At 56.8% G+C, this 20,805-nt stretch carries 24 protein-coding genes; 11 read left to right on the forward strand and 13 right to left on the reverse strand.

Annotated features, from left to right (window positions below):
• Positions 1-12: 12 nt before the first annotated feature.
• Genes ACR3ES_RS19560 through ACR3ES_RS19585 form a run of 6 tightly spaced genes read right to left on the reverse strand, consistent with a single transcriptional unit; the run spans position 13 to position 3,956 of the window.
• Positions 13-2,160, reverse strand: a complete 2,148-nt coding sequence (locus ACR3ES_RS19560) for a transposase domain-containing protein (RefSeq protein ID WP_480424271.1) — start codon at positions 2,158-2,160, stop codon at positions 13-15.
• Positions 2,161-2,162: 2 nt separating this feature from the next.
• Positions 2,163-3,017, reverse strand: a complete 855-nt coding sequence (locus ACR3ES_RS19565; RefSeq protein ID WP_367383369.1) for a ParB/RepB/Spo0J family partition protein — start codon at positions 3,015-3,017, stop codon at positions 2,163-2,165.
• A 3-nt stretch (positions 3,018-3,020) separates the two neighbouring features.
• Positions 3,021-3,257 (reverse strand): hypothetical protein, encoded by a 237-nt coding sequence (locus ACR3ES_RS19570; RefSeq protein WP_480424273.1) that lies wholly within the window; start codon positions 3,255-3,257, stop codon positions 3,021-3,023.
• The gene (locus ACR3ES_RS19575; protein WP_480424274.1) at positions 3,257-3,496 is read right to left on the reverse strand and encodes a hypothetical protein; all 240 of its coding nucleotides are present in this window, start codon (positions 3,494-3,496) and stop codon (positions 3,257-3,259) included. The genes ACR3ES_RS19570 and ACR3ES_RS19575 overlap by 1 nt, the downstream gene beginning before the upstream one ends.
• A complete protein-coding gene (locus ACR3ES_RS19580; protein WP_171558941.1) occupies positions 3,496-3,702 on the reverse strand; it encodes a hypothetical protein in 207 nt (68 codons plus the stop codon). Before ACR3ES_RS19580 ends, ACR3ES_RS19575 begins: the two co-directional genes overlap by 1 nt.
• The gene (locus ACR3ES_RS19585; protein ID WP_171558943.1) at positions 3,699-3,956 is read right to left on the reverse strand and encodes a hypothetical protein; all 258 of its coding nucleotides are present in this window, start codon (positions 3,954-3,956) and stop codon (positions 3,699-3,701) included. Before ACR3ES_RS19585 ends, ACR3ES_RS19580 begins: the two co-directional genes overlap by 4 nt.
• 109 nt (positions 3,957-4,065) lie before the next feature.
• Between ACR3ES_RS19585 and ACR3ES_RS19590 the strand changes: the two genes are divergently transcribed.
• The 6 genes from ACR3ES_RS19590 (at position 4,066) to ACR3ES_RS19615 (ending at position 8,034) form a co-directional block, all read left to right on the forward strand.
• Positions 4,066-4,512, forward strand: a complete 447-nt coding sequence (locus ACR3ES_RS19590; RefSeq protein ID WP_171558945.1) for a hypothetical protein — start codon at positions 4,066-4,068, stop codon at positions 4,510-4,512.
• 23 nt (positions 4,513-4,535) lie between these two features.
• Positions 4,536-4,949: a hypothetical protein gene (locus ACR3ES_RS19595; protein ID WP_480458676.1), complete on the forward strand. Its 414-nt coding sequence runs from the start codon at positions 4,536-4,538 to the stop codon at positions 4,947-4,949.
• A 416-nt stretch (positions 4,950-5,365) separates the two neighbouring features.
• Positions 5,366-6,178, forward strand: coding sequence for a thiamine pyrophosphate-dependent enzyme (locus ACR3ES_RS19600; protein WP_480424276.1), 813 nt, complete (start codon positions 5,366-5,368; stop codon positions 6,176-6,178).
• A complete protein-coding gene (locus ACR3ES_RS19605; RefSeq protein ID WP_170435280.1) occupies positions 6,178-6,525 on the forward strand; it encodes a hydroxyisourate hydrolase in 348 nt (115 codons plus the stop codon). The genes ACR3ES_RS19600 and ACR3ES_RS19605 overlap by 1 nt, the downstream gene beginning before the upstream one ends.
• Before the next feature lie 16 nt (positions 6,526-6,541).
• Positions 6,542-7,654, forward strand: a complete 1,113-nt coding sequence (locus ACR3ES_RS19610) for a dimethylsulfoniopropionate demethylase (protein WP_170435277.1) — start codon at positions 6,542-6,544, stop codon at positions 7,652-7,654.
• A gap of 32 nt (positions 7,655-7,686) precedes the next feature.
• On the forward strand, positions 7,687-8,034 hold the full coding sequence (locus tag ACR3ES_RS19615; RefSeq protein ID WP_170435275.1) for a hypothetical protein: 348 nt from the start codon (positions 7,687-7,689) through the stop codon (positions 8,032-8,034).
• Positions 8,035-8,461: 427 nt separating this feature from the next.
• On the opposite strand, the gene ACR3ES_RS19620 is transcribed toward ACR3ES_RS19615, so the two are convergent.
• Entirely contained in the window at positions 8,462-8,728 is a 267-nt protein-coding gene (locus tag ACR3ES_RS19620; RefSeq protein ID WP_480424277.1) for a YdcH family protein, read from the reverse strand.
• Positions 8,729-8,942: 214 nt separating this feature from the next.
• Between ACR3ES_RS19620 and ACR3ES_RS19625 the strand changes: the two genes are divergently transcribed.
• Complete coding sequence (locus ACR3ES_RS19625) at positions 8,943-9,878, forward strand: hydrogen peroxide-inducible genes activator (protein ID WP_480424278.1); 936 nt, start codon at positions 8,943-8,945, stop codon at positions 9,876-9,878.
• 198 nt (positions 9,879-10,076) lie between these two features.
• On the opposite strand, the gene ACR3ES_RS19630 is transcribed toward ACR3ES_RS19625, so the two are convergent.
• Positions 10,077-10,643, reverse strand: coding sequence for a tetratricopeptide repeat protein (locus ACR3ES_RS19630; RefSeq protein WP_170435271.1), 567 nt, complete (start codon positions 10,641-10,643; stop codon positions 10,077-10,079).
• 39 nt (positions 10,644-10,682) lie between these two features.
• Positions 10,683-11,162: an Lrp/AsnC family transcriptional regulator gene (locus tag ACR3ES_RS19635; RefSeq protein WP_480424280.1), complete on the reverse strand. Its 480-nt coding sequence runs from the start codon at positions 11,160-11,162 to the stop codon at positions 10,683-10,685.
• A 104-nt stretch (positions 11,163-11,266) separates the two neighbouring features.
• Between ACR3ES_RS19635 and putA the strand changes: the two genes are divergently transcribed.
• Positions 11,267-14,665, forward strand: a complete 3,399-nt coding sequence (gene putA / locus ACR3ES_RS19640) for a bifunctional proline dehydrogenase/L-glutamate gamma-semialdehyde dehydrogenase PutA (RefSeq protein WP_480424281.1) — start codon at positions 11,267-11,269, stop codon at positions 14,663-14,665.
• 474 nt (positions 14,666-15,139) lie between these two features.
• On the opposite strand, the gene ACR3ES_RS19645 is transcribed toward putA, so the two are convergent.
• On the reverse strand, positions 15,140-15,412 hold the full coding sequence (locus ACR3ES_RS19645) for a DUF3303 family protein (protein ID WP_170429595.1): 273 nt from the start codon (positions 15,410-15,412) through the stop codon (positions 15,140-15,142).
• 282 nt (positions 15,413-15,694) lie between these two features.
• Between ACR3ES_RS19645 and ACR3ES_RS19650 the strand changes: the two genes are divergently transcribed.
• Positions 15,695-16,438, forward strand: coding sequence for a rhomboid family intramembrane serine protease (locus tag ACR3ES_RS19650; protein ID WP_170429592.1), 744 nt, complete (start codon positions 15,695-15,697; stop codon positions 16,436-16,438).
• 27 nt (positions 16,439-16,465) lie between these two features.
• Here ACR3ES_RS19650 and ACR3ES_RS19655 read toward each other — a convergent pair whose 3' ends face one another.
• Together ACR3ES_RS19655 and ACR3ES_RS19660 are read right to left on the reverse strand one after the other, a co-directional pair.
• Positions 16,466-17,251, reverse strand: a complete 786-nt coding sequence (locus ACR3ES_RS19655; protein WP_170429589.1) for an inositol monophosphatase family protein — start codon at positions 17,249-17,251, stop codon at positions 16,466-16,468.
• Positions 17,252-17,359: 108 nt separating this feature from the next.
• Complete coding sequence (locus tag ACR3ES_RS19660; RefSeq protein WP_170429586.1) at positions 17,360-18,265, reverse strand: LysR family transcriptional regulator; 906 nt, start codon at positions 18,263-18,265, stop codon at positions 17,360-17,362.
• A gap of 94 nt (positions 18,266-18,359) precedes the next feature.
• Between ACR3ES_RS19660 and metF the strand changes: the two genes are divergently transcribed.
• Both metF and ACR3ES_RS19670 read left to right on the forward strand, forming a co-directional pair.
• Positions 18,360-19,226, forward strand: a complete 867-nt coding sequence (gene metF / locus ACR3ES_RS19665; RefSeq protein ID WP_170429584.1) for a methylenetetrahydrofolate reductase [NAD(P)H] — start codon at positions 18,360-18,362, stop codon at positions 19,224-19,226.
• A gap of 152 nt (positions 19,227-19,378) precedes the next feature.
• Positions 19,379-20,125, forward strand: coding sequence for a J domain-containing protein (locus ACR3ES_RS19670; RefSeq protein ID WP_480493566.1), 747 nt, complete (start codon positions 19,379-19,381; stop codon positions 20,123-20,125).
• Between the two features lie 54 nt (positions 20,126-20,179).
• Here ACR3ES_RS19670 and ACR3ES_RS19675 read toward each other — a convergent pair whose 3' ends face one another.
• Entirely contained in the window at positions 20,180-20,698 is a 519-nt protein-coding gene (locus tag ACR3ES_RS19675) for a YHS domain-containing (seleno)protein (RefSeq protein WP_170429578.1), read from the reverse strand.
• Between the last annotated feature and the right edge of the window lie 107 nt (positions 20,699-20,805).

Consider the following 20,805-nt stretch of genomic DNA (forward strand, 5'->3'; position numbering starts at 1 on the left):
CGCGCGGCGGCTTCACTCAAACCACACGAAGTGATCTCCAACGTCTTGGTGCATGTCGCGATGCGCGAAGTATTCCGGGGATCCTTGGTAGCCCCGCAGCCAGTTGGCCAATCCTGCGCCGATGTCCTTCCCGGCTGATAACTCTCGTTCGAGCGTCACAGCGCGGCGATAGCGATCGATCGGCTCTTCTTCCTTAGCTTTGGCCTTCTTGCGTTCTTGTTCCGCATAGAACTGCTCTTGGAAGGCGATGACTTCGGCCTCCTGCTCTGGCGTCATCTTGTCCTCGTATTCAGGACGCGCCACGCGGGCGGCCACGGGTCGGGCATCACCCTTGGGCATAGCCACGATCTTGTTTTCAGGGACAACCGGATCAGAGGCCGGGATCACATCAAGCTGCGCTGCGATCTCTTTCTGACTGAGGCGACGCTCGGCCGTCAGCAGTTTGCGATGCGCCCTGCGGAATTGCGCTTTGGCGCGGGCGTTCTCTTTCGCTGCCGTGAGGTCGCGGAAGCCCTTGGCAAGCTGGCATGGAGCAAAGCCCATGAACTCGCCGGTCAATTCGTAGATATAGACGCCCGATTGCAGATCCTCGATGTCGAAGCGGACGATGACGCGTTTGCCCGCATATTCAGACATCCAGTCCGACCAGAAATAGTTACCGAAGGCGTGAATGCGGCCGTGGTTCTTCTGCATGGTCAGCGTCTTCTGACCCATCAGCCAGAGGCGCTTTTGCTCATCGGTGGCACGGCGAATGGCTGAGCGCTCATAGCTCTCGGCAAAGGTTATATCGAAGCTGCGGCCATTCGCGGTTTCCGACATCCGGCCGACACGAGCGTTATGTTCCTTGATGCGCTCATCAACCACCCGAATGAAGTCTTTGATCGGAATGGCGCGGGATTTGTAGTTCTCCGGCTTGGCATCTGGCCGATTGCCGACATAGGCACCGGCAAAGCGGATGTCCTTGGCAATGTCGCTGGCAAAGTCGCGGAAGGTCCGCTCGACCGGCTTGGCCTGACCATGGCCGGGCGTGGCCCAGTGGATTTGAATGCCGAGGAGTGGCAACACGCCCATCGGATCGTCGTCACGCGCCTTGCCGCGATAGCGCGTCTTCACGCCCCCGCTCAGCCATTTGGCGGCGAATTCGCGGCCGTTGTCGAAGGTGCAATGCTCGGGGATACCCCAGTTCTCGACCATTTCTCCGAAGGCTGACATTACTGCAGCCTCGTTGGGCGTATGGTCAATGCGCCAGCTCAGAACCTTACCCGAATAGATGTCCTGGAAGGCAACGATCTGGCAGCGATCAATATAGCCGTCATCCCATTCCGTGAAGACATCGAACTTGTGGCAGTCGGCATTCACATGCTCCATCGCATGCATGTCGAGCTTCGATCTGATCATCGGCGGGAAGCATCGCTCAAGCCCGGCGATGCCTTCGCGTGCGTAGACTTGAACGACCCGGGGCACCTGCTCATTCAGGCGGCGGCGCGCGGTGCGATCGCACAGAACGGTCCAGCCGTTGTTGCGAGCAATCTTCTCGGCATCGCGCCATGCCTGGGCAAAAGTCGGGCCTTCAAGCTGCAGAAACAGACCCTTTAAATGGTCCATAAACTCTGGGCTGCATTGCGCAGACGGCTCTTTGCGCGCACCCGCCTTGTTGCGCGGCGCGAGAAGGTAGAGCCAATCCGCTTCAGGATGCCCCCTAACCAGCTTGAACCAGTTCCAAATCGTGCGATCGCCGATATCATGCATAAGCGCCACTTGGCTCACCGCAAAAAATCGCGTCAGGCCCGAGCGCTCGTGCGTCAGCACCTCACACAACACCTTTTTGCGGAGTTGCGCCTTGGCTTTGACGGCTTCGGGCAGGCTCTCGTAGTAGGCTTGCATATCAGCCAAATCAGGCGCGACATCCTGTCGGGCCTGATCTGGGAGCCTTGTATCGTTCAAGAGCTTGCGACGCGACGCGATCGGAAAGAGCTGCCAGTTGTACTCCCAACCTCCACCCTTGCCTGAACGTTGGCGACACCATTCCGGGTGCTCGCGCCATCCCGATCGCTTTGCAAGCGCGTCGACGTTCTGCCGAGTATTGGGCACGTCTGGTAGCCGGGCATCAGCGATCTCGGTGGCAGTCCACCAAACCTTTTCCGGGCTTAGCGTAGGCAACGTTACAGTCCTCCATCCAGGTCTTTGAGGAGGCTCAGCAACTCGACACTTTGATCGGCGACAAAGCGGCGCTTCATTTTCATGGGCGTGCGTTCCCAAGCAACCGCGAGCTTCTGGAAGGCGACAGCATCAAGATCCTTCGCGTTCGAATTTCCGGGCTGCAGTTTGCCCAGTGCGTCAGCGACCGATTTGACCTCACCGCTCGAAAGGCGACCGACGATGTCCGCGCGAACGATCGGCTCTCCAATTTTTGCAAGCGCCATCAGATCTTTGAGCTTCAAAGGTTCCTTGGCAGCCGCAAGCTCAGCAACCTCACGTGGGCTGAGCGCGTTGCCAATCTGGATGAAGTTGCGGATGTGGCGTGCGCTCAACTCACGCTTTTCAGCTACACTTTCAGCAAAGGAAATTATTTCCGTTGCTGATTTCTGGCGCGCTTTTCCCCCTGCAACACCAGCCTTCGTTTCTGGATACATTCGTTCATAGACGCGCTTGCGCTCAGCAAGGAATACGCTGAGTTCGAGGTTACTCAGATCTGCACCGGAAAGGTTGTCGTCAATCTCCATCAGGCGGGCAAAGTCATCAGTGACATCAGCCCAAACACGCGCCGGAATGGTCTCCCAGCCTAGTCGCCTGGCTGCTTCAAGGCGGTGTCCACCCGCCATCAAAACAAGTGTTTTACCGGAAGCGCGCCGTTTCTTGCGCACATGGATCGCGTCCTTGATCACACCCAACTCTTCGATCGAGGCGATCAGGCTTTGTACGCCCGCGTCCGACACAGGCCGCAGCCGGTTCTCGGCATCTACCTCAATGTCAGAAAGGGGTAGTCGCTGGATCTTGGGTTCAGAGATTTTCGTCACGCTTTAGCATCCTTTTGGGCTTTTCTTGAGCCGGTAGAAAAACAGCCGTTGACCATCCCTGATCGCCTGTCGGCAGGTGATCTCGGCTCCGTTTTCGCGCAGCTCAGCAATGACCGAATTGACTGCGCAAATGTCTGCCGCCCTTGACAACTCGTAGGTTGTGATCTCGCCCCGGGCCTCTTGAAGAACCTTCAAGGCGCGGCGCAGGCGCGGGGAGGTATGCAGGCGGGCGTGATGCATCAGGACAGTGCCCAGCCAAACAGCAGGAGCAGATAGCAGATGCCAAATAGGCTGACGGCCCCGATCAGATCACCAACCCAACTATCATCCAGCCAGCGTACCGCACGTTTGAGTTGGCCCCAGCACCGCGCTACAGGCAAACGCAGGCTGGAGCCGTTCCCGCCTTTGGGTGCGTGACCAACCTTGGGCGGGATCTTTGTGAGTAGCGTTGGGGATTTGGCATCTCCATGATACTTCATCATCCGCGCTCCTTTTCATGAGCAGCACGGCAGAGCATGTGGGCATGCTGGCCAATCCTGTTTGACGCAATTGTCAACGCTGAACCGTTGGCGGGATCGGTGATGCCGTGACAGACCTCAATGGCAAAAGCGACCTTCTCCTCATCGGTCATGCCAAGCGTGGCCTCACGAGCCATTTCGACAAGCTTGACGGGTGTGCCGATCATTCCGCCGCCACCTTTCTTGGGTCGGGTCGCTCAATGCCTGACGGCCATTCAATTTCTTGATCTGGCCAATGATCAGAAAACCACTGAGCGACCTTGTGCGCCGTCTTTAACGTGCATCCAGCGCCGTCTTCCTTGAGACGACGAAAGAACATCCCGTCACCCCGTGCGAGATAAGAAACTCTCCAGTGAGAAATGCCTTTATGCTTCGCGTAAAGATCGCAGAGTTGGATAAGGGTGCGTTGGATATCATTCATCATGCCCGCATAAGACAGAAATATCCTCACACAATCAAGATATAAATCACCTTAGTGCGTAAGATATTTTTATCTTGCGAATCGGAGACGTTTTGCAGATCACTTAGAAATGGCGCTTGCTAAACGACACAAAGAGGACGCCAGTGACTGGCTCCGCGCTGTCATTGAAGAGGCGCTCGAATCAAAAGGCGTGTCTGCGCGCCAGGCATCTCTCGATGTGGTTGGGCATGATGGACTAATTAGAGATATTCGCGCAGGTAGGCTTCCGAGCATCGATAAGCTTCAAGCACTATCTGAGTACTTCGGTCTGGAACTCTACATCGGTCCACCGATCTCTCGTGAGGCTATAGAAGACGCCAAAAAAAGAGCCTCAGTTTTTTCGGACGCCGAACGTTTGGCTGCAGCCATCTCGGCTGTTGAAGAGGGCCTGTCGCAAAGCAGGCGAAAGATGAAACCTGCAAAGAAGGCAGAAGTTATTCTCCTTGCATATGAGTTGCTCGGTGATGTTGAAGATGGTGCTGAGGAAAAGATTATTCGTTTAATCAAGGCGGTGTAACTTCAAACTCAGGGCAGCAGCAAATGAAGGATTCCCGCGAAAGGGAGCAAGAACTTCTAAAGAAGATTTCGGAGGCTGTTCGCGATGCCTCGACAGACGAAGAAAGCAAACCTGAATCTGGCAGCAGCTACTTCATAGCTGGGGGCGATATCTTCAATATAACTTACAAATACGACCGTGGTGATGTGCCCCATGAAGCCCCCGGAGTGCCTTGGGGTGCTGTGCCAAATCCAGGGGTTCGAAAGCTGGAGGCTCCACTCACAGACGTGCAACGCCACTGCACAAGACGGTGGATTTACGCTAAGTGTGCTAGCTTGGGAAACCAGACGTTATTCGTTGATTACTGTGAGCTGCATTTCGGCACGTCCACACTGTCTCAACTCTCAGATGATGAGCTAGTTGACGTGTTGGAATGGCTAGGTCGCCAGCAAGGTTAAAGTGAAAATCGTGCAAGTTGCCCGAAACTCCTACGCCGATCAAACCCTATCTTTTTCTTTAATAGATAGGGGTTTGGCCTAACTTGCACGGATGGAAACAAACTTGCACGCCAACGTGCATGTTCGGAAAATCGCCAGAGCCGCAAGCTAGCCGCTCACCGCCTCATGGAACCCTTGTAAATAAGCGTTTAAACTTGGTTTAAGAGGGACGATACAAGGATCGGCACTGAGCGTCACGACAGTCAATCGCCGCGATTTCCGCCTGCACTGCATGACAAGCTTTCACGCTCGTGACACAGGCCGTGCTTGTTAATTTTCCTTTTATTTTCAATGAGTATTCGGGGTTGTCCGGGTTCAGACGGGATAGTTCGGGGTACTGTAATAATCTGTGTCAACTAACAACCAGACTGATCTGCGTGAATGGCAGCCATGAAGAACTGGAATACAATCACGGTGCTGATATCCAGTTGCTGTCGGACCCCGGGGCGTTCTTTGACGCGATGGCCGAGCTCGACCAGACCTGGGACAACTGGTTCGACCTGCAACAGCAGCGCCGCACGGACTGGGTACAGGAGTGGAGCGACCATCTGGACAACGAACGCGCAACCGACGCAACTGAAGGGCGCAAGATGCATCCGCTTCAGCTGGCCGTCGATGTCCAGGCCGAGATGCAGGATGGCGACTGGCTGGTCTTCGATGGTGGCAACACCCACTTCTGGAACGAGATCGGCACCAACATCGCCGCCAAGCGCGGCCTGAAACTGGGTGGGATCATGCATCCGGGCAACTACAGCCTGCTGGGCGTGGGTGTATCTTTTGCCATGTCGGCCAAGAATGTGCATCGCGACAAGACCGTAGTTCTGGTGTCCGGTGACGGTGCCTTCCTGTCGGGCGGTCTGTCCATCGAGGCCTGTTTTCAGGAGAACCTGCCGATCGTCGTGGTGATCGACAACAATGGCGGGCTGGACTGCATCAGCCAACAGCAGGAAAAGCTGTTCAACAACGGGCAGCACTATGCCACCGATTTCCGCGATATCCCGTTTCACAGCATGATCGAAGGGTTGGGCGGTTATGGTGAACTGGTCACCAGACGCGAGGACCTGTCGGGTGCGATCCAGCGCGCGATTGCCAGTGGCAAAACCGCCTGCATCAACGTCAAATGCCGCGGCGTGATCAGCCCAATCGTGGCCGCCACCGCCGACAAACGCGACAAGGCCTCGATTGAGTAATGGCGATTGTCTCATCGCATACCCTGAACGGTGTCGATGGCACCCATGCAGGTGGCATCGATGTACACCTTACGCAACGCGGCGCTGAGACACCGATCCTAGTTGCGCGAATGGACGCGGGCGGGCGTTTGTCGGAAGAGGTGGACTTGTCCGGTGCGGACCCCGACGCAACCTACGAGCTGGTCTTTCACACCGGAGCCTACTGGCGCACCCGTGGCCTGCCGCAGGACGAGGGCCGCATCATTTCTGAGATCGTGCTGCGCTTTTCGATGCCCGATCCGGACGGTAAGTATCACATGCCCATCATCCTAAGCCCCAACGGCTATTCGACATGGGCATCACGTTAAAGACAGGAAACTGAACATGGCCGATGGTCTCAACATGTCCCGGCGCATCCGCCGAACTCCTTACACCGACCGCGTCGAAGCAGTCGGCGTGCGAGGATATTCCGTGGTCAACCACATGCTACTGCCCAAGGCGTTTCAACGCAGTGTCGAGGAGGACTATTGGCACCTGCGCGAGTTTGCTCAGATTTGGGATGTCTCCTGCCAGCGGCAGGTTCAGATTCAAGGCCCGGACGCCGAAAGGCTGGTGCAGTGGATGACACCACGCAAGATCGGCACCGCGAAGGTGGGTGATTGCCTCTACGTTCCAATCATCGATCAGAATGGCGGTATGATCAACGATCCTGTCCTGCTGAAACTGGCTGATGATCGGTTCTGGCTCTCCATCGCCGACAGTGACGTTTTGCTATACGCAAATGGGCTTGCACAGGGCATGGGGCTGGATGTCCGAATCGACGAGCCGGACGTATCACCCCTGGCGGTGCAGGGACCGATGGCCGAAGATCTCTTGGTGGATTTGTTCGGTGAAGAGATTCGGTCCGTCAGGTTCTTCAAATTCGACCTGTTCGAGTTCAAAGGCACGCAGCAACTGATCGCGCGGTCTGGATACTCACGCCAAGGCGGGTTCGAGATTTACCTTGACGACAGCGCCCTGGGGTCCGACCTGTGGGACGCGGTTTGGGAGGCTGGCCAAGCGTACAACATCGCACCGGGCTGCCCCAATCTGATCGACCGGATCGAAGGGGGATTGTTTTCCTATGGCAACGAGATGACCCGGGAAAACAATCCTCTGGAGCTGGGAATGGAGAAATTCTGTAAACTCGACGGATCGGTCGATCACATCGGCCTGACAGCTCTTCAACGGATCGCGAAAGAAGGCCCCGCCCGGAAAATACGGGGTATTAAATTCGACGGCCCTCCAGTTCCGGTTTGCGCAAAACCGTGGCCTGTCATCAACACTGGAAAGCAGGTCGGACAGATTACATCCGGGATTTGGTCGCCCCGTCTAAAGGCGAATGTGGGTGTATCCTTGGTGGATCGCGGGGCATGGAATATCGGTCAAAGCGTCGAGGTCGAAACACCCGATGGTTTGACGCGTACCGGGCAGGTTACCGATTTTCCAATGACCTAACAGCAAGGTCCTGCCCAAGTTTCGAGAATCGAGTGTCGCAGGCTCGGTACTCACCCGTCGCGTTCAACATCTATCCGTATCGGATATCGGGATCTTGTTTCTGCATCCACATCGGGCGCGATATGCGGTGGGTCTGGGGCAGCAAGCAGTTCGCACGTTCGGATGCGCCTGTCCCGGCCATGCCCACCTGCTTTGACCGGCACACCGAAGCATCTGGGGTTTCTGCCAGACGGGCCGCCAAGCGCACCCGTCAGAACGGCATCCGCCTGCCTGGCCTTTTACAGAACCGCCGGCCTGCAAAACGTACCGTGAACCTCCCACGAAGCGCCATGCAGCAGGTCGTGGTGAATATGCAAGTCCAGATTCGCGCGATCATCTAGGGCGCTGGCAGCGCGAATGTAGATATGGACGTACCCGCGAGACATCTTCATTGAGCTTCGTTTCAGGTGCGTACATCTGCGCAAAAACGACCGAACAAACATACGGACGCAAAACCGCGCACCGCGTGTTTCGCGTGCCGATCGGCCCATCAACGCTCAACCGATTGTCAATCCGGCATGGAGCCATGAAGCCAACGAAAGCTTTATGATTTGACGGAGCGTGGCAAACGACGCCGTCGCAAGACCGCGGGGTTGGGTTTGGAAAATCCAGGGTATTGGACTCTCCTTTGGCACCGGGCGCATCCGACCAGTACATCTTGTTTAGGCCCCAAGGCAAAAAGTGCCAGGTGCAGCCTCTCAGCCTCCCGGCACCTGTTCTACAGGCTGCGCTGACAGAAAGTGCGACCGCGCCTGGTCCAACGTGTCATCACGCAAGGCTGCGCGACAAGGTGCGAAGCACACCCTCACAGTGTTGCATCTGGTCCTTCAGCCGCAGCTTTTGCCGCTTTAGCCTTTTTACCACCAGCGCATCGGGCTGCGGCTGGCGTTCAACATTGGCGATACGGTCTTCAAGCTCTTTGTGCCGCTGACCCAGAGCGGCCAAATGCGATCCCACCTTTGCAACTTTGCTGGTCACTTGCATATTCATACGTTGTGTCTCCTGTGTCGGGCTGGCCTGAGTTATGTCAAACATGTCCGTCCTGCCGGTTCGATGCGGTGGAAAAGGTGGCGACCTCACAGCCGTCCTGGCAAGGGGCGGCAGGGGTTTGGGCCAACCAAAAGTGCTGACCTGGCTGATGCATCCGGTGGCCGACATGTCTTGGTACTACGTAGCCTTTCAGATGGTCTTGCCGCAGCGCCAATACCAGCCTATCTGTTAGCCAAATCTGATTGGAAAAACCTATAGAATGAATGAGCAGCCAACTTTAAGGCAATTGCAGTATTTCCGGGCCCTCGCTGAAACCGGTCACTATCGCAAAGCCGCTGAACGGGTCGGGATCAGTCAGCCGTCGCTCAGTCTTCAAATCAAAAATCTCGAAGAAGTGCTCAAACTCACCTTGGTCGAACGGGGTCGCGCAGGGGCGATGCTGACACCCGAAGGTCGTGAAGTCTTGACAAAAGCTCAGACTATTCTGGCCGATGTCGCCGCGTTACAGGAGACATCGAAACGCATGAAAGCCGGATTGGCAGGAACGATATCTCTGGGGTCATCGCCAACCCTTGGTCCGTACCTGTTGCCAAGTGTCCTGCGCAACCTGCACCAGATGTACCCGGACCTGCGGCTGGTGATCCGCGATGGTGCGCCCACCGATTTGCTGGATGACCTTCTGAGAGGCTCCCACGACCTGATCCTGACGCAATTACCTGTGCAGTCAACCGATGTCACTGTCTTGCGGCTGCTGCGCGAGCCCTTACATCTTGCGGTGGCGCTCGATCATCCGCTGGCCCGAAAAACAGCGGCAGGCGACAAAGATCTCGCGGGCGAAACCGTGCTGGCGCTATCTGGCCGGGTCGTTCTTCACCGTCAGGTCGCACAGCTGGCCAACGAGGTTGGCGCCCATCTGCGCGCGGATTACGAGGGGACCAGTCTGGACGCTTTGCGGCAGATGGCAGCCATGAACATGGGCGTAACATTCCTGCCAGCCCTCTATGCACATTCAGAGATACCGCAGCCCGGTGGAGATGTCGCGCTGGTTCCCTATCGGCGCGGCGGCTTCTCTCGATCCATCGGCCTTGTTTGGCGGAAGTCCAGTGGCCATCACGCAGCTTTCGAGATTTTTGCCGACCTCATCCGCACAACTGCCAAGAACAGTTTCAAGTCCTTGATCAGTCTGGAAACGTAATTAAAAAACCTCAGAAAAACGGTACTTTTTTGATGCGGACGAGCGGTCGGGCCGCGACCAACCCAACTTGAAATCGATTTGGGTGCTGCGATGCCAAAGGCATCGAGTGCCATGTCGATTTGCCAAGGTCAGGGAAACCAAAAGCAAGCGCCAGTACCCGCATCAAATCTGCGCACCTACTTGAGGCACAGACACGTATCAGATGTCTTCGCCTGGTGGGACCAAGGCTCCGCCGGGCTCCAGCAGCGCACGTTCAGACAGCCATGGGTTCAGCTCCAGCGCAGCGATCAGCACCGACCTTGCCTCATCAATACGCTTGAGGCCCAACAATGTCAGGGCGCGGCCGCTCAAGGCTGCCACGTGGTTCGGTGACAGCTCCAGCGCCACATCGAGATCTAGCAGTGCTGATGCGAAGTCCTGCCTCAGGAAATTGACAAACGCCCGTTGGTTATAGCCCTCCGCATAGTTCGGGCAGTAGGTGACCAGTTGGTTGAGGTCATCCAGCGCGCCGATCAGGTCCCAGGCTTCCCGTCTTGCCATGCCGCGATCCAACAATGTTTGGGATTTTGCGTCGGGTGCGTCCGTCCATAACTCCCACATCTGATTGGAAAAGACGCGGGCGTCCGTTTGCGACTCGGCCTGTTGCACCTGAGCGATCAACGCGTCCACGCTGTCTGTATGATCCGGAGCATCCGGGCATGTCTGTGCATCAGCCACTGAGCATAGTGCAATCAGTGCAGGGATAGCCAATAGTGTCTGTCTCATACCTCAATGATGACGCTCAGCCGGGTCACGTCAACCGGGCTAATCGAGCCGGCTCAGCATGCCTGCTTCTTTAACCGCTTCCATTGCCACAAAAGTCGACGTGTTGGCCAAATGCGGAAGCGACGAGATTTTCTCTGCCAGAACAGCCCTGTATTCCGTCATCGACCCTGTCCGCACCTTGAGCAGATAATCGAAATTCGACGCGATCATATGTGCCTGTTCGATTTCGGCAATTCTGCGGACCGCCGCATTAAACTCGGTGAGGGCCTTTTCCCGCGTGTCGGTCAAACGCACCTCTACAAAGGCCACGTGGTCCAGCCCCAAACGGATCGGATCGAGCATCGCCCGGTAACCGGTAATCACGCCATCGGCCTCCAGACGTTTGAGGCGTGCCTGTGTGGGGGATTTGGAGAGCCCAATTTTTCGAGCGAGGTCCGCGACAGATATTCGACCGTCTTCGGCAAGAACGGTCAGGATTGACCGGTCAAACCTGTCGAGATCAAGAGAGGCTTTTTGCATTGTTCCGCCCTTACTTTTAAATCGATTGACCTGCAATACACACAATTTCGGTCCACTGTCCCGAAAAAAATACGATTAAACTGGTGGAAAAGCCCGGAGAAATCATGCCACACAAGCTGCGCGCCCTGATCGACTCGCAAACCTATGCAGACCAGTCTGCCATTCTGGAAACGCTGATCCATCAAGTGGACCTGTCCAAAGCGGACCGCGACGCCATTTGTAATGCGGCGGCACAGCTTGTGCGGGACATTCGGTCGAGCACATCGCCGGGCTTGATGGAGGTTTTTCTGGCCGAGTATGGACTGTCCACCGATGAAGGCATTGCGCTGATGTGTCTGGCCGAGGCGTTGTTGCGCGTCCCCGATGCCGACACAATCGATGCCCTGATTGAAGACAAAATCGCCCCTTCCGATTGGGGAAAACACCTAGGACAGTCTTCCTCGTCGCTAGTCAACGCATCGACCTGGGCCTTGATGCTGACGGGCAAGGTTTTGGATGACGGAGACTCGTCACCGGTCGGCGCTTTGCGCGGCGCGATAAAGCGATTGGGTGAACCTGTGATTCGCACCGCGGTTGGTCGCGCGATGAAAGAAATGGGGCGCCAGTTTGTCCTGGGTGAAACCATTCAATCCGCAATGGACCGCGCCAGCGCCATGGAAGCCAAGGGTTACACCTATTCTTACGACATGCTGGGAGAGGCCGCCCGGACCGAAGCGGACGCTGCGCGCTATCACCTGTCCTACTCACGGGCAATTGCCGCCATTGCCGAGGCCTGCACCCATGACGATATCCGCGCCAACCCCGGTGTATCCGTAAAACTATCGGCCCTGCATCCACGCTATGAACTGGCGCAGGAAGCGCGTGTGATGGACGAGCTGGTCCCGCGTCTGCGGGCTCTGGCGTTGCTGGCCAAGGCTGCGGGAATGGGCCTGAACGTGGATGCAGAAGAAGCAGATCGGCTATCGCTGTCTCTGGACGTGATTGAGGCCGTGCTGTCCGAACCGGCGCTGGCCGGGTGGGACGGGTTCGGCATTGTTGTTCAGGCCTATGGTCCGCGCGCAGGGCTGGTTCTGGATACGCTTTACGACATGGCCCGGCGGCATGACCGAAAGCTGATGGTGCGACTGGTCAAAGGGGCGTATTGGGATACCGAGATTAAACGGGCACAGGTCGAAGGCGTCGATGGATTTCCGGTTTTCACACATAAGGCGGCCACCGACGTCTCGTATATCGCCAATGCCCACAAGTTGCTGGGCATGACGGATCGCATTTATCCGCAGTTTGCCACGCATAATGCACATACGGTCAGCGCGATTTTGCATATGGCTGATGACCAGCCATTTGAATTCCAGCGCCTGCACGGCATGGGAGAGACGCTGCATCAACTCGTAATGGACAAGCACAATGCGCGCTGCCGCATCTATGCACCGGTCGGCGCGCACCGCGACCTACTGGCCTATCTGGTGCGCCGACTGTTGGAAAACGGCGCGAACTCGTCCTTCGTCAATCAGATCGTCGACGAAAACGTCCCGCCGGAAGAGGTTGCCGCGGATCCTTTCACTTTATTTGAGACCCCGCCTGCCCCTCTGCCGACAGGGCCAGATCTGTTTCAGCCAGAGCGTCCCAACTCTAAAGGGTTCGACCTGCAGCATACGCCGACTCTCGGCACCATCTACGCCGCGCGAGACCCTTTCAAAACACACCACTGGACGGCGCAACCACTGCTTGCACGGCCGGCTGAACCGGATGTCGACGACAGCATCGTCAACCCAGCCAACCCGCAAGACAGGCCCGGTTCGGTTGCCCCAGCCAGCGCGGCAGATGTCGACCTTGCTCTGGCCTCGGCGCAGCCATGGTCGGCGCCGGCTGCGGAACGGGCGCGCATTCTTAACCAGGCTGCCGATCTCTACGAAATGCACTACGGTGAACTCTTTGCGTTGCTTGCGCGCGAGGCCGGCAAATCGATACCAGACGCGGTTGCTGAACTGCGAGAGGCAGTTGATTTCCTGCGGTATTACGCGGCGAACATTCCGGATGCCAAACCGGCTGGCATATTCACCTGTATCAGCCCTTGGAACTTTCCGCTGGCGATCTTCACCGGCCAGATATCGGCAGCGCTGGCCACCGGTAACGCGGTTCTATCCAAGCCAGCCCCGCAAACGCCCCTGATCGCGCACCGCGCAGTCCAACTGCTACACGAAGCTGGCGTGCCTCGCGAGGCGCTGCAGTTGTTACCGGGTGGCCCATCGGTGGGCGCTGCATTGACGTCAGATGCGCGTGTGTCGGGCGTGGCGTTCACGGGATCCACCGCGACGGCGCTCAAAATCCGAGCCGCAATGGCGGACAACTTGCGTCCGGGTACGCCGCTGATTGCCGAGACCGGTGGGTTGAACGCGATGATTGTCGACAGCACCGCCCTGCCCGAGCAGGCCGTGCAGTCGATCATCGAAAGCGCGTTTCAGTCCGCAGGCCAGCGCTGTTCGGCCCTGCGCTGCCTGTATGTGCAGGACGACATCGCCGATGATGTCCTGACAATGTTGCAGGGCGCAATGGATGCACTAAAAGTGGGGGACCCATGGTTGCTTTCGACCGACTGCGGCCCGGTGATCGACGCGATGGCACGTCAGGGGATCGCAGATCATGTCGCCAAAGCGAGAGCGAAAGGCCGGGTCCTCAAAGAGATTGGGACGCCGCCCGAAGGGACATTCATTGCCCCAACACTGATCGAAATCTCCGGAATCGCCGTATTGGATCGCGAAATCTTTGGACCTGTCTTGCATGTCGCGCGCTTCAAAGCGCAAGAGATCGATAATGTCATCGCGGATATCAACGCGACCGGGTATGGCCTGACCTTTGGCCTGCACACGCGGATCGACGACCGCGTGCAGCATGTGACCGAAGCGATCCACGCGGGCAATATCTATGTGAACCGAAATCAGATTGGCGCCATCGTTGGGTCTCAGCCCTTTGGCGGAGAGGGTCTTTCCGGTACCGGGCCAAAAGCCGGTGGTCCGAACTATTTGTATCGGTTCTGCGAACCCGACCGCCAGTCAACAGATGGTGCTTGGTCCGGCACCGCGAACCTACCCGCACCGAAGGGACAACCTGCCTCGGTGACGACGCGGTCTCTGCCCGGACCTACCGGGGAATCAAACCGACTGAGCGAATACGCCTGCGCGCCTTTGCTGTGCATGGGTCCGGGTAAGGTCGCCGCCAGCGCGCAGGCCGAGGCGGTGATTTCACTTGGCGGAACTGCATTTGAAATGACAGGCATGCTCGATCTTCACCGGCTCGAGAACCTGACGGGTTTCTCGGGCGTCCTGTGGTGGGGAGATGACGACACCGCCCGTCAGATCGAGCAACATCTGGCGCGGCGCAACGGGCCAATCCTGCCCCTGATACCCGGAATTCCAGAGCGAACTCGGGTTCTGGGAGAACGACACGTCTGTGTCGATACCACGGCTGCGGGCGGCAACCCGGCGTTGCTGGGCGGAATGGCATAGTGTTCACCACGACACAGACCTGACCCAACCGTCAAAGTTGGACCAGGAACCAGGGCAACAATCGGCATCAAACGGCGCACCAAGCCGAACACTGTTTTTACGGTGAAAGCTGGGACAGGGGATAGGATGCTACGACGACGCGATACAGAAAATGTCTGGATTGAGCCGATACTGTTGAAAAACTGCGATTTTGCGCAGATTCGAGTCCAAAATTTCTCGTAGAAGCCCGGTAGGATTATTCAGCTTAGGGTTCGGCCAAAATCTGACTCTGGCCGTCAGAGGGCATCTCAACAACTGTCATCGATATTGGCTTTGGACTTTATCGACGGATCGCCGGTTCGCAGAAAACTCGAACCTCTTGCATTTTTGAGTTTTTCAACACAATGAGCCCGAAGAAGGCATTTCAGCAGTCGCTTTGCCTACCATCCCACCATAAAGGCCAAGAGAAAGGTTGAGGCCGAGCCAATGGAAGAGTTAGTCGCCCTCGAACTCTTCTGTAAATTCGTCAAGAGATAGAACAGGAGTCACAGTGTTAACGTTCAAATCGGTCCAATCGTGCAAGAGTTTTCCAAGTGCTGCTGCATTTTCAGCTTCAACTATGGTCCAGCCTTCGAGTTGGTTAACTGCAAACCACATACCAAGAATCTTAGTCCCGGGCACATCAACAGCCCCTTCCTTTTCTTTCAAACGCTTGTAGTTAGCATCTCGGTTCTCCGGGCTGATGTTCACATGAACCATGAACTGCATTTAGGTCTCCTCAAAAACTAGGTTTGCTCTTCAATCCTACTCATACGGTAGGTGACATTATCGGTTCGGCAAAACTCAAAATTATCGGTCACGCTTCGCGCATAAAGGCAACTTCGTCCGCTCGCCTGACATTAGATAAGAAAAGCATGACGTTTGGACCAACACTGCGTGACATCTTACACTAATTGGGTTCAAAAAAATCGTGCCGAGGGTCAAATATCTGTGACGTTCCTCACATAGGCCGGGCTTGACGCTGGGCCGGGAAAAGCCCAGCGTCGCGCCATGTTTCCAATTCGAGACCACAACCCGTCGGGGCGCACGCCCTATGTTGTTTACGCCCTGATGGCCGCAAACATTCTGATCTTTCTCAGCTATGTCGGGATCATGGATGACGCGCCGCTGATCAATCGGTTCTACTTCGACTATGCGATTATTCCCGCCCGGATCGCTGACGGGTTGTCGTACAAGACGTTTTTGACATCGATGTTCCTGCATGGCGGCTGGATGCATCTGGCCGGCAACATGCTGTTTTTGTGGATTTTCGGAGACAATCTGGAAGATGAGATGGGCCATGTGTTGTTTCTCATCTTCTATCTGGTCGCGGGTATTGGCGCTGGCGTGATCCACGTGGTAACCGCACCGGGCTCGGTTGTGCCGACCATCGGTGCATCCGGGGCAATTGCCGGCGTCATGGGTGGTTATCTGTTGCTGTTCCCCAAGGCGCGCGTCGACATTTTGCTGATCCTGATCGTCTATTTTCGTGTGTTCACCATACCCGCGTTTGTGATGCTTGGCGTCTGGCTGGGGATGCAGTTTCTGGGCAGTTTTTCGGTCAACCCGGACGAAGGCGGTGTCGCCTATTGGGCCCATACCGGGGGGTTCTTTGTCGGCCTGGTTCTGTGCATTCCACTATGGCTGAAACGCGGTGGAACCGGATTCTGGAGCCAAACACACGGTCACCCGCCGCATCCCGAGACCAAATACAAACTGTCACGCTCGCGCATTCCACGCGTGCCGCGCAGGTAGGCCCTGTTCCAAGCCTGACGACCGGTGTTAGTCCCGGATCACTTTGGCAAAGGTGTCAAAAATCGGCTCGTTCGCGCAAAGAACTTCGCCGTCGTCCAGAATGTCGCCTTCGGGATTCAAAGGCTGGATGAGTCCACCGGCCTCTTTGACGATGATGATCCCCGCAGCCAAGTCCCAGGCATTCAATCGTCGTTCCCAAAATCCGTCATAGCGGCCCGCCGCGACATAGGCCATGTCCAGCGCAGCAGCGCCCCAGCGACGAACGCCAGCGCACACCGGCATAAGACGCGCCAGATCCTGCAGGGTTTCCGGCAAATCGGAACGGCCCCCAAATGGCAGACCCGTCGAGAAGATCGACTCGATCATACGGTGGCGTCCCGACACGCGGATGCGCATGTCGTTCATCCAGGCGCCCTCGCCCTTTTCCGCGAAAAACATCTCGTCTTTGGCGGCGTCATAGATCACACCTGCAACGATTTTGCCTTTGTGTTCCAATGCGATGGAAACGGCCCAGTGTGGCAGGCCGTGCAGGAAATTCGTGGTGCCATCCAGGGGATCGACAATCCATCGCCGTGTCGGGTCTTCGCCATCGACTGCACCCTCCTCTTCCGCCAGCCAGCCATAGGTCGGGCGCGCGCCCAGCAGTTCTTCTTTAAGGATGGCTTCGGCTGCGATATCGGCCTTGGACACAAAATCCCCGGCACCTTTCACCGACACTTGCAGGTTCTCGACCTCACGAAAATCCTTGACCAAGGACCGCCCTGCTTTGCGCGCGGCTTTGATCATGATGTTAAGATTTGCACTGCCAACCATTGTTCCGAGGCTCCTGTCCGGTCAAGCCGCGCGTATACTGATGCTTCAGAGGCTTGCCAAGAGGAATGATACGCATACCCGGCCTTACCTGAGCGCCTTGTGTACCGTCTATTGTGCCTGCAGCCGCCGCGCCTCGTCCCGCGCCAATTTCACGAGTTCCTGAACGTATGGTTTTTTCAGATCATCCGTTCGCACTGCGGCGTAAAGGCGTCTTGTGACGCCCTCTTTCGTCAGGGGGCGGGTCACATAATCCGAGTTGTATTTCACCTCGCGCACGACCCAGTCCGGCAGGACCGAAATGCCTCGGTTTGACGCCACCAGCAGCAGGATGACAGCCGTCAGTTCGACTTGTCTGATCACTGCCGGTTCGACCCGCGCCGGGATTAGCAACTGGCTGAATACATCCAACCGGGTGCGCTCAACCGGATAGGTAATCAAAGTTTGACCCCGAAAATCCTCGGCCTCAATAAAGTCCTTTTCGGCCAGAGGATGGGATGATGCGGCAACGAAAACGGCATTGTAGTCAAACAGTTCCACAAATTCGACACCAGGCAGGTCCTCTGGGTCTGACGAGACCACCAGATCAACCTCTTCTTTCTGCAACGCAGGTATGGCGTCGAAGGCCAGACCCGGGCGTATGTCCACATCCACATCCGCCCAAGATTTCCGGAACGCCTCGAGCACCGGGAAAAGCCATTCAAAACAGGCGTGGCACTCGATAGCGATGTGCATCCGGCCGGTGCGCCCATCCCGCAGCGAAGAAAACTCCTGTTGCGCCGCCTCGACCTGCGGCAAAATCTGCTCGGCCAGACGTAGCAATCGCAATCCGGCAGCGGACAGTTTCATGGGTTTCGAGCGGCGTAAAAACAGCTCAACCCCGGCCTGATCCTCCAGCCCTTTGATCTGATGGCTCAACGCGGATTGCGTGATGTGCAACTGGTCCGCCGCACGCGCAAGACCGCCGCATTCATGGATTGCTTTGATCGTCCGCAGATGCCGGAACTCGATATGCATATTTCACTGCGCTCATGTTGTTCTTGAAGATTATGAGTTTGTCTCACAATGCTCACCGTGGCACAAGTGCCCAAATTGAACCTGTGAGACCGCCATGACCAAACCTGAAATTTCATTTGAGTTCTTTCCCCCGAAAACCCTCGCGGCATCTTTCTGTCTGTGGGATACGGTTCAGACACTTGCACCGCTGGAACCCCGCTTTGTTTCCGTCACCTACGGGGCTGGCGGCACAACGCGCGAACTGACACGGGACGCCGTCTCAACCCTGCACAACTCTTCGGGTCTGCCTGTCGCGGCGCACCTCACTTGCGTTGATGCCTCCCGCGAGGAGACCCTGGCAATCGCCGACAATTTTGCAAAAGCGGGCGTAAAAGACTTGGTGGCCCTGCGCGGCGATCCTCCCAAAGGAGACGCGAAGTTCACACCGCACCCCAACGGGTTCTCGAACTCGGTGGAACTGATCTCGGCGCTTGCAGACACGGGTAAGTTCAATATCCGCGTGGGTGCCTATCCGGACATCCATCCCGAAGCCCAAAGCGCAGCGGCTGACATTGATTGGCTTAAGGCCAAACTGGATGCGGGCGCGGACGAGGCCATTACCCAGTTTTTCTTTGAGGCCGAAACATTCTTTCGCTTCCGCGATGCCTGTGTCAAAGCCGGAATCGACAAACCAATTGTTCCGGGCATTCTGCCGATCGAGAACTGGCACGGCGCACGCAAATTCGCCCAGCGCTGCGGAGCGCATATCCCCGGGTGGATCGAGCAAGCCTTCGAAAAAGCGATACGCGATGACCGCGAGGACTTGCTGGCCACAGCATTGTGCACCGAATTGTGCTCGGACCTGATCGAAGGTGGCGAGGACAAGCTGCACTTTTACACGCTTAACCGTCCCGAGTTGACGCGAGACGTGTGTTTTGCCTTGGGGATCACACCCAAAGCCGAGTTACAGAACGTCGCCTGACCTTAGCAGGCTTTGCGTTTCACCCGGGTCATCTCTTGGCCCGGGTCTTCTTTGTGCAAGCATGAACTGTGACCTTGTTCACATACCGTGCGCAACCCCGTCTACTTCGGCGTACAATTGTCAAACGGGCGCCTTATTGTTCTCACTAACCAATGAAATTCTTGGGAAAATTTGACAACGCCCAAGCCATAGCCAAACTGGGGACGTGTAGTTTAAAGAGTGTTTTTGGTATGGAGCCTGTCGACAAGATCAGGGCGCGCACCGACGCGCTGGCAGCGCTTGGATTGGACGCTTGCGCCGGTTCAGACGATATTCGCGAAGCCTGGCGGCATATCGCCTTTCACGATCATCCGGATCACACCGGTGGCGATTGCGCGGATTTCGCCCGCGCGAAGGCCGCTTATGATTTTTTGCGCAAAGAAGGTCTGGTTGCAAAAGGCGCGGCCGGGACCGACGCGCGCATGCCTCGTCGGCCAAGGCTAAAAAAGCGGGTCATCGAGTTTCCTCAAGACGCCATCGCGACATGCAAAGACCGGTTGAACCCGGACCGGGCACTTTCGGATATGACACGCCCGCAAGGCTCAGATCCAAGCACGTCAGACGGCGCCGCGTCGGATCACGTCCCGGATGCGGTCGGTTTTTTTGGGCGTCACCTTACGTATTTTGTGCCGACACCAGTGTGTGAAGGCGCCAACCGGGTTGCCTTGCCCACGTCCGTGCTGACCAATGCGCGGCACACGGAAACCGAGGTCTTGAGCTTTCAGTCAAAGGGTGCAGGTCCCGGCGAGGTGGTGATCCCCGAAACGATTTGCGCGCGCAAGTTCCCCGGCGCCAAAAGCGTTCGAATCCGGTTTGAGTCCACTTCGGACATCCGAGACGAATTCTGGCTGGCAAGCTGATCAAACAAAAAAGCCCGGCGTTTTCGAGCCGGGCTTTGGATGGTCACTGCACCTTTAGTTGGCGACCGGGCCTTCTGAGGTAAACTTCGGGATTACACTGGTCGACGCGTCCGCAGGTTCGATGCCCGGCCAATTGCCTTCTGCCAAGTTGATGTTCCCAGGCACATCTTCTTCCCAGAACCCTACAACCACGTCTGTGATGTTCAGATACAGCTTGTCATCGACAATGCGCCACAGGTTCGGATTTGCAGGCACCTTTCCGCCCTTGGACACGCCATACGCGCAATGACCGTCATATTGGGGGGCGTAGAAAGCTGGGTTTTCCAGGAACTTGTCGCGGTTTTCCTCGGTTGCAAATGCCCAAGTGGCGCCATTGTAGTCGGCGGTAATCTCGGCTTTGCCGCGCACGCCTTCGGGCTGCGACTGGCCGACCGGGACCTGATCGAGACTGCGATAGGCCACAACGTCATATCCAGACACGGCAAAACCGGTCCCATCCACATATTGCGGGCCGGCAAACGCTGGTACGGCAAGTGCCATTGCCGCAGCGAAGGTCAATGCGAGTCGTTTCATCTGGTAAATCCTTTTGTGTCATCGATTGCGGGGGCGCCAGTCTGGCGGGATTAGCGAAACAATATTCGATTCTCCGGCAGTTCGTAGTCCTGCTCGCGCCGCTGTGA

It is taken from the genome of Ruegeria sp. B1, from assembly GCF_056535885.1.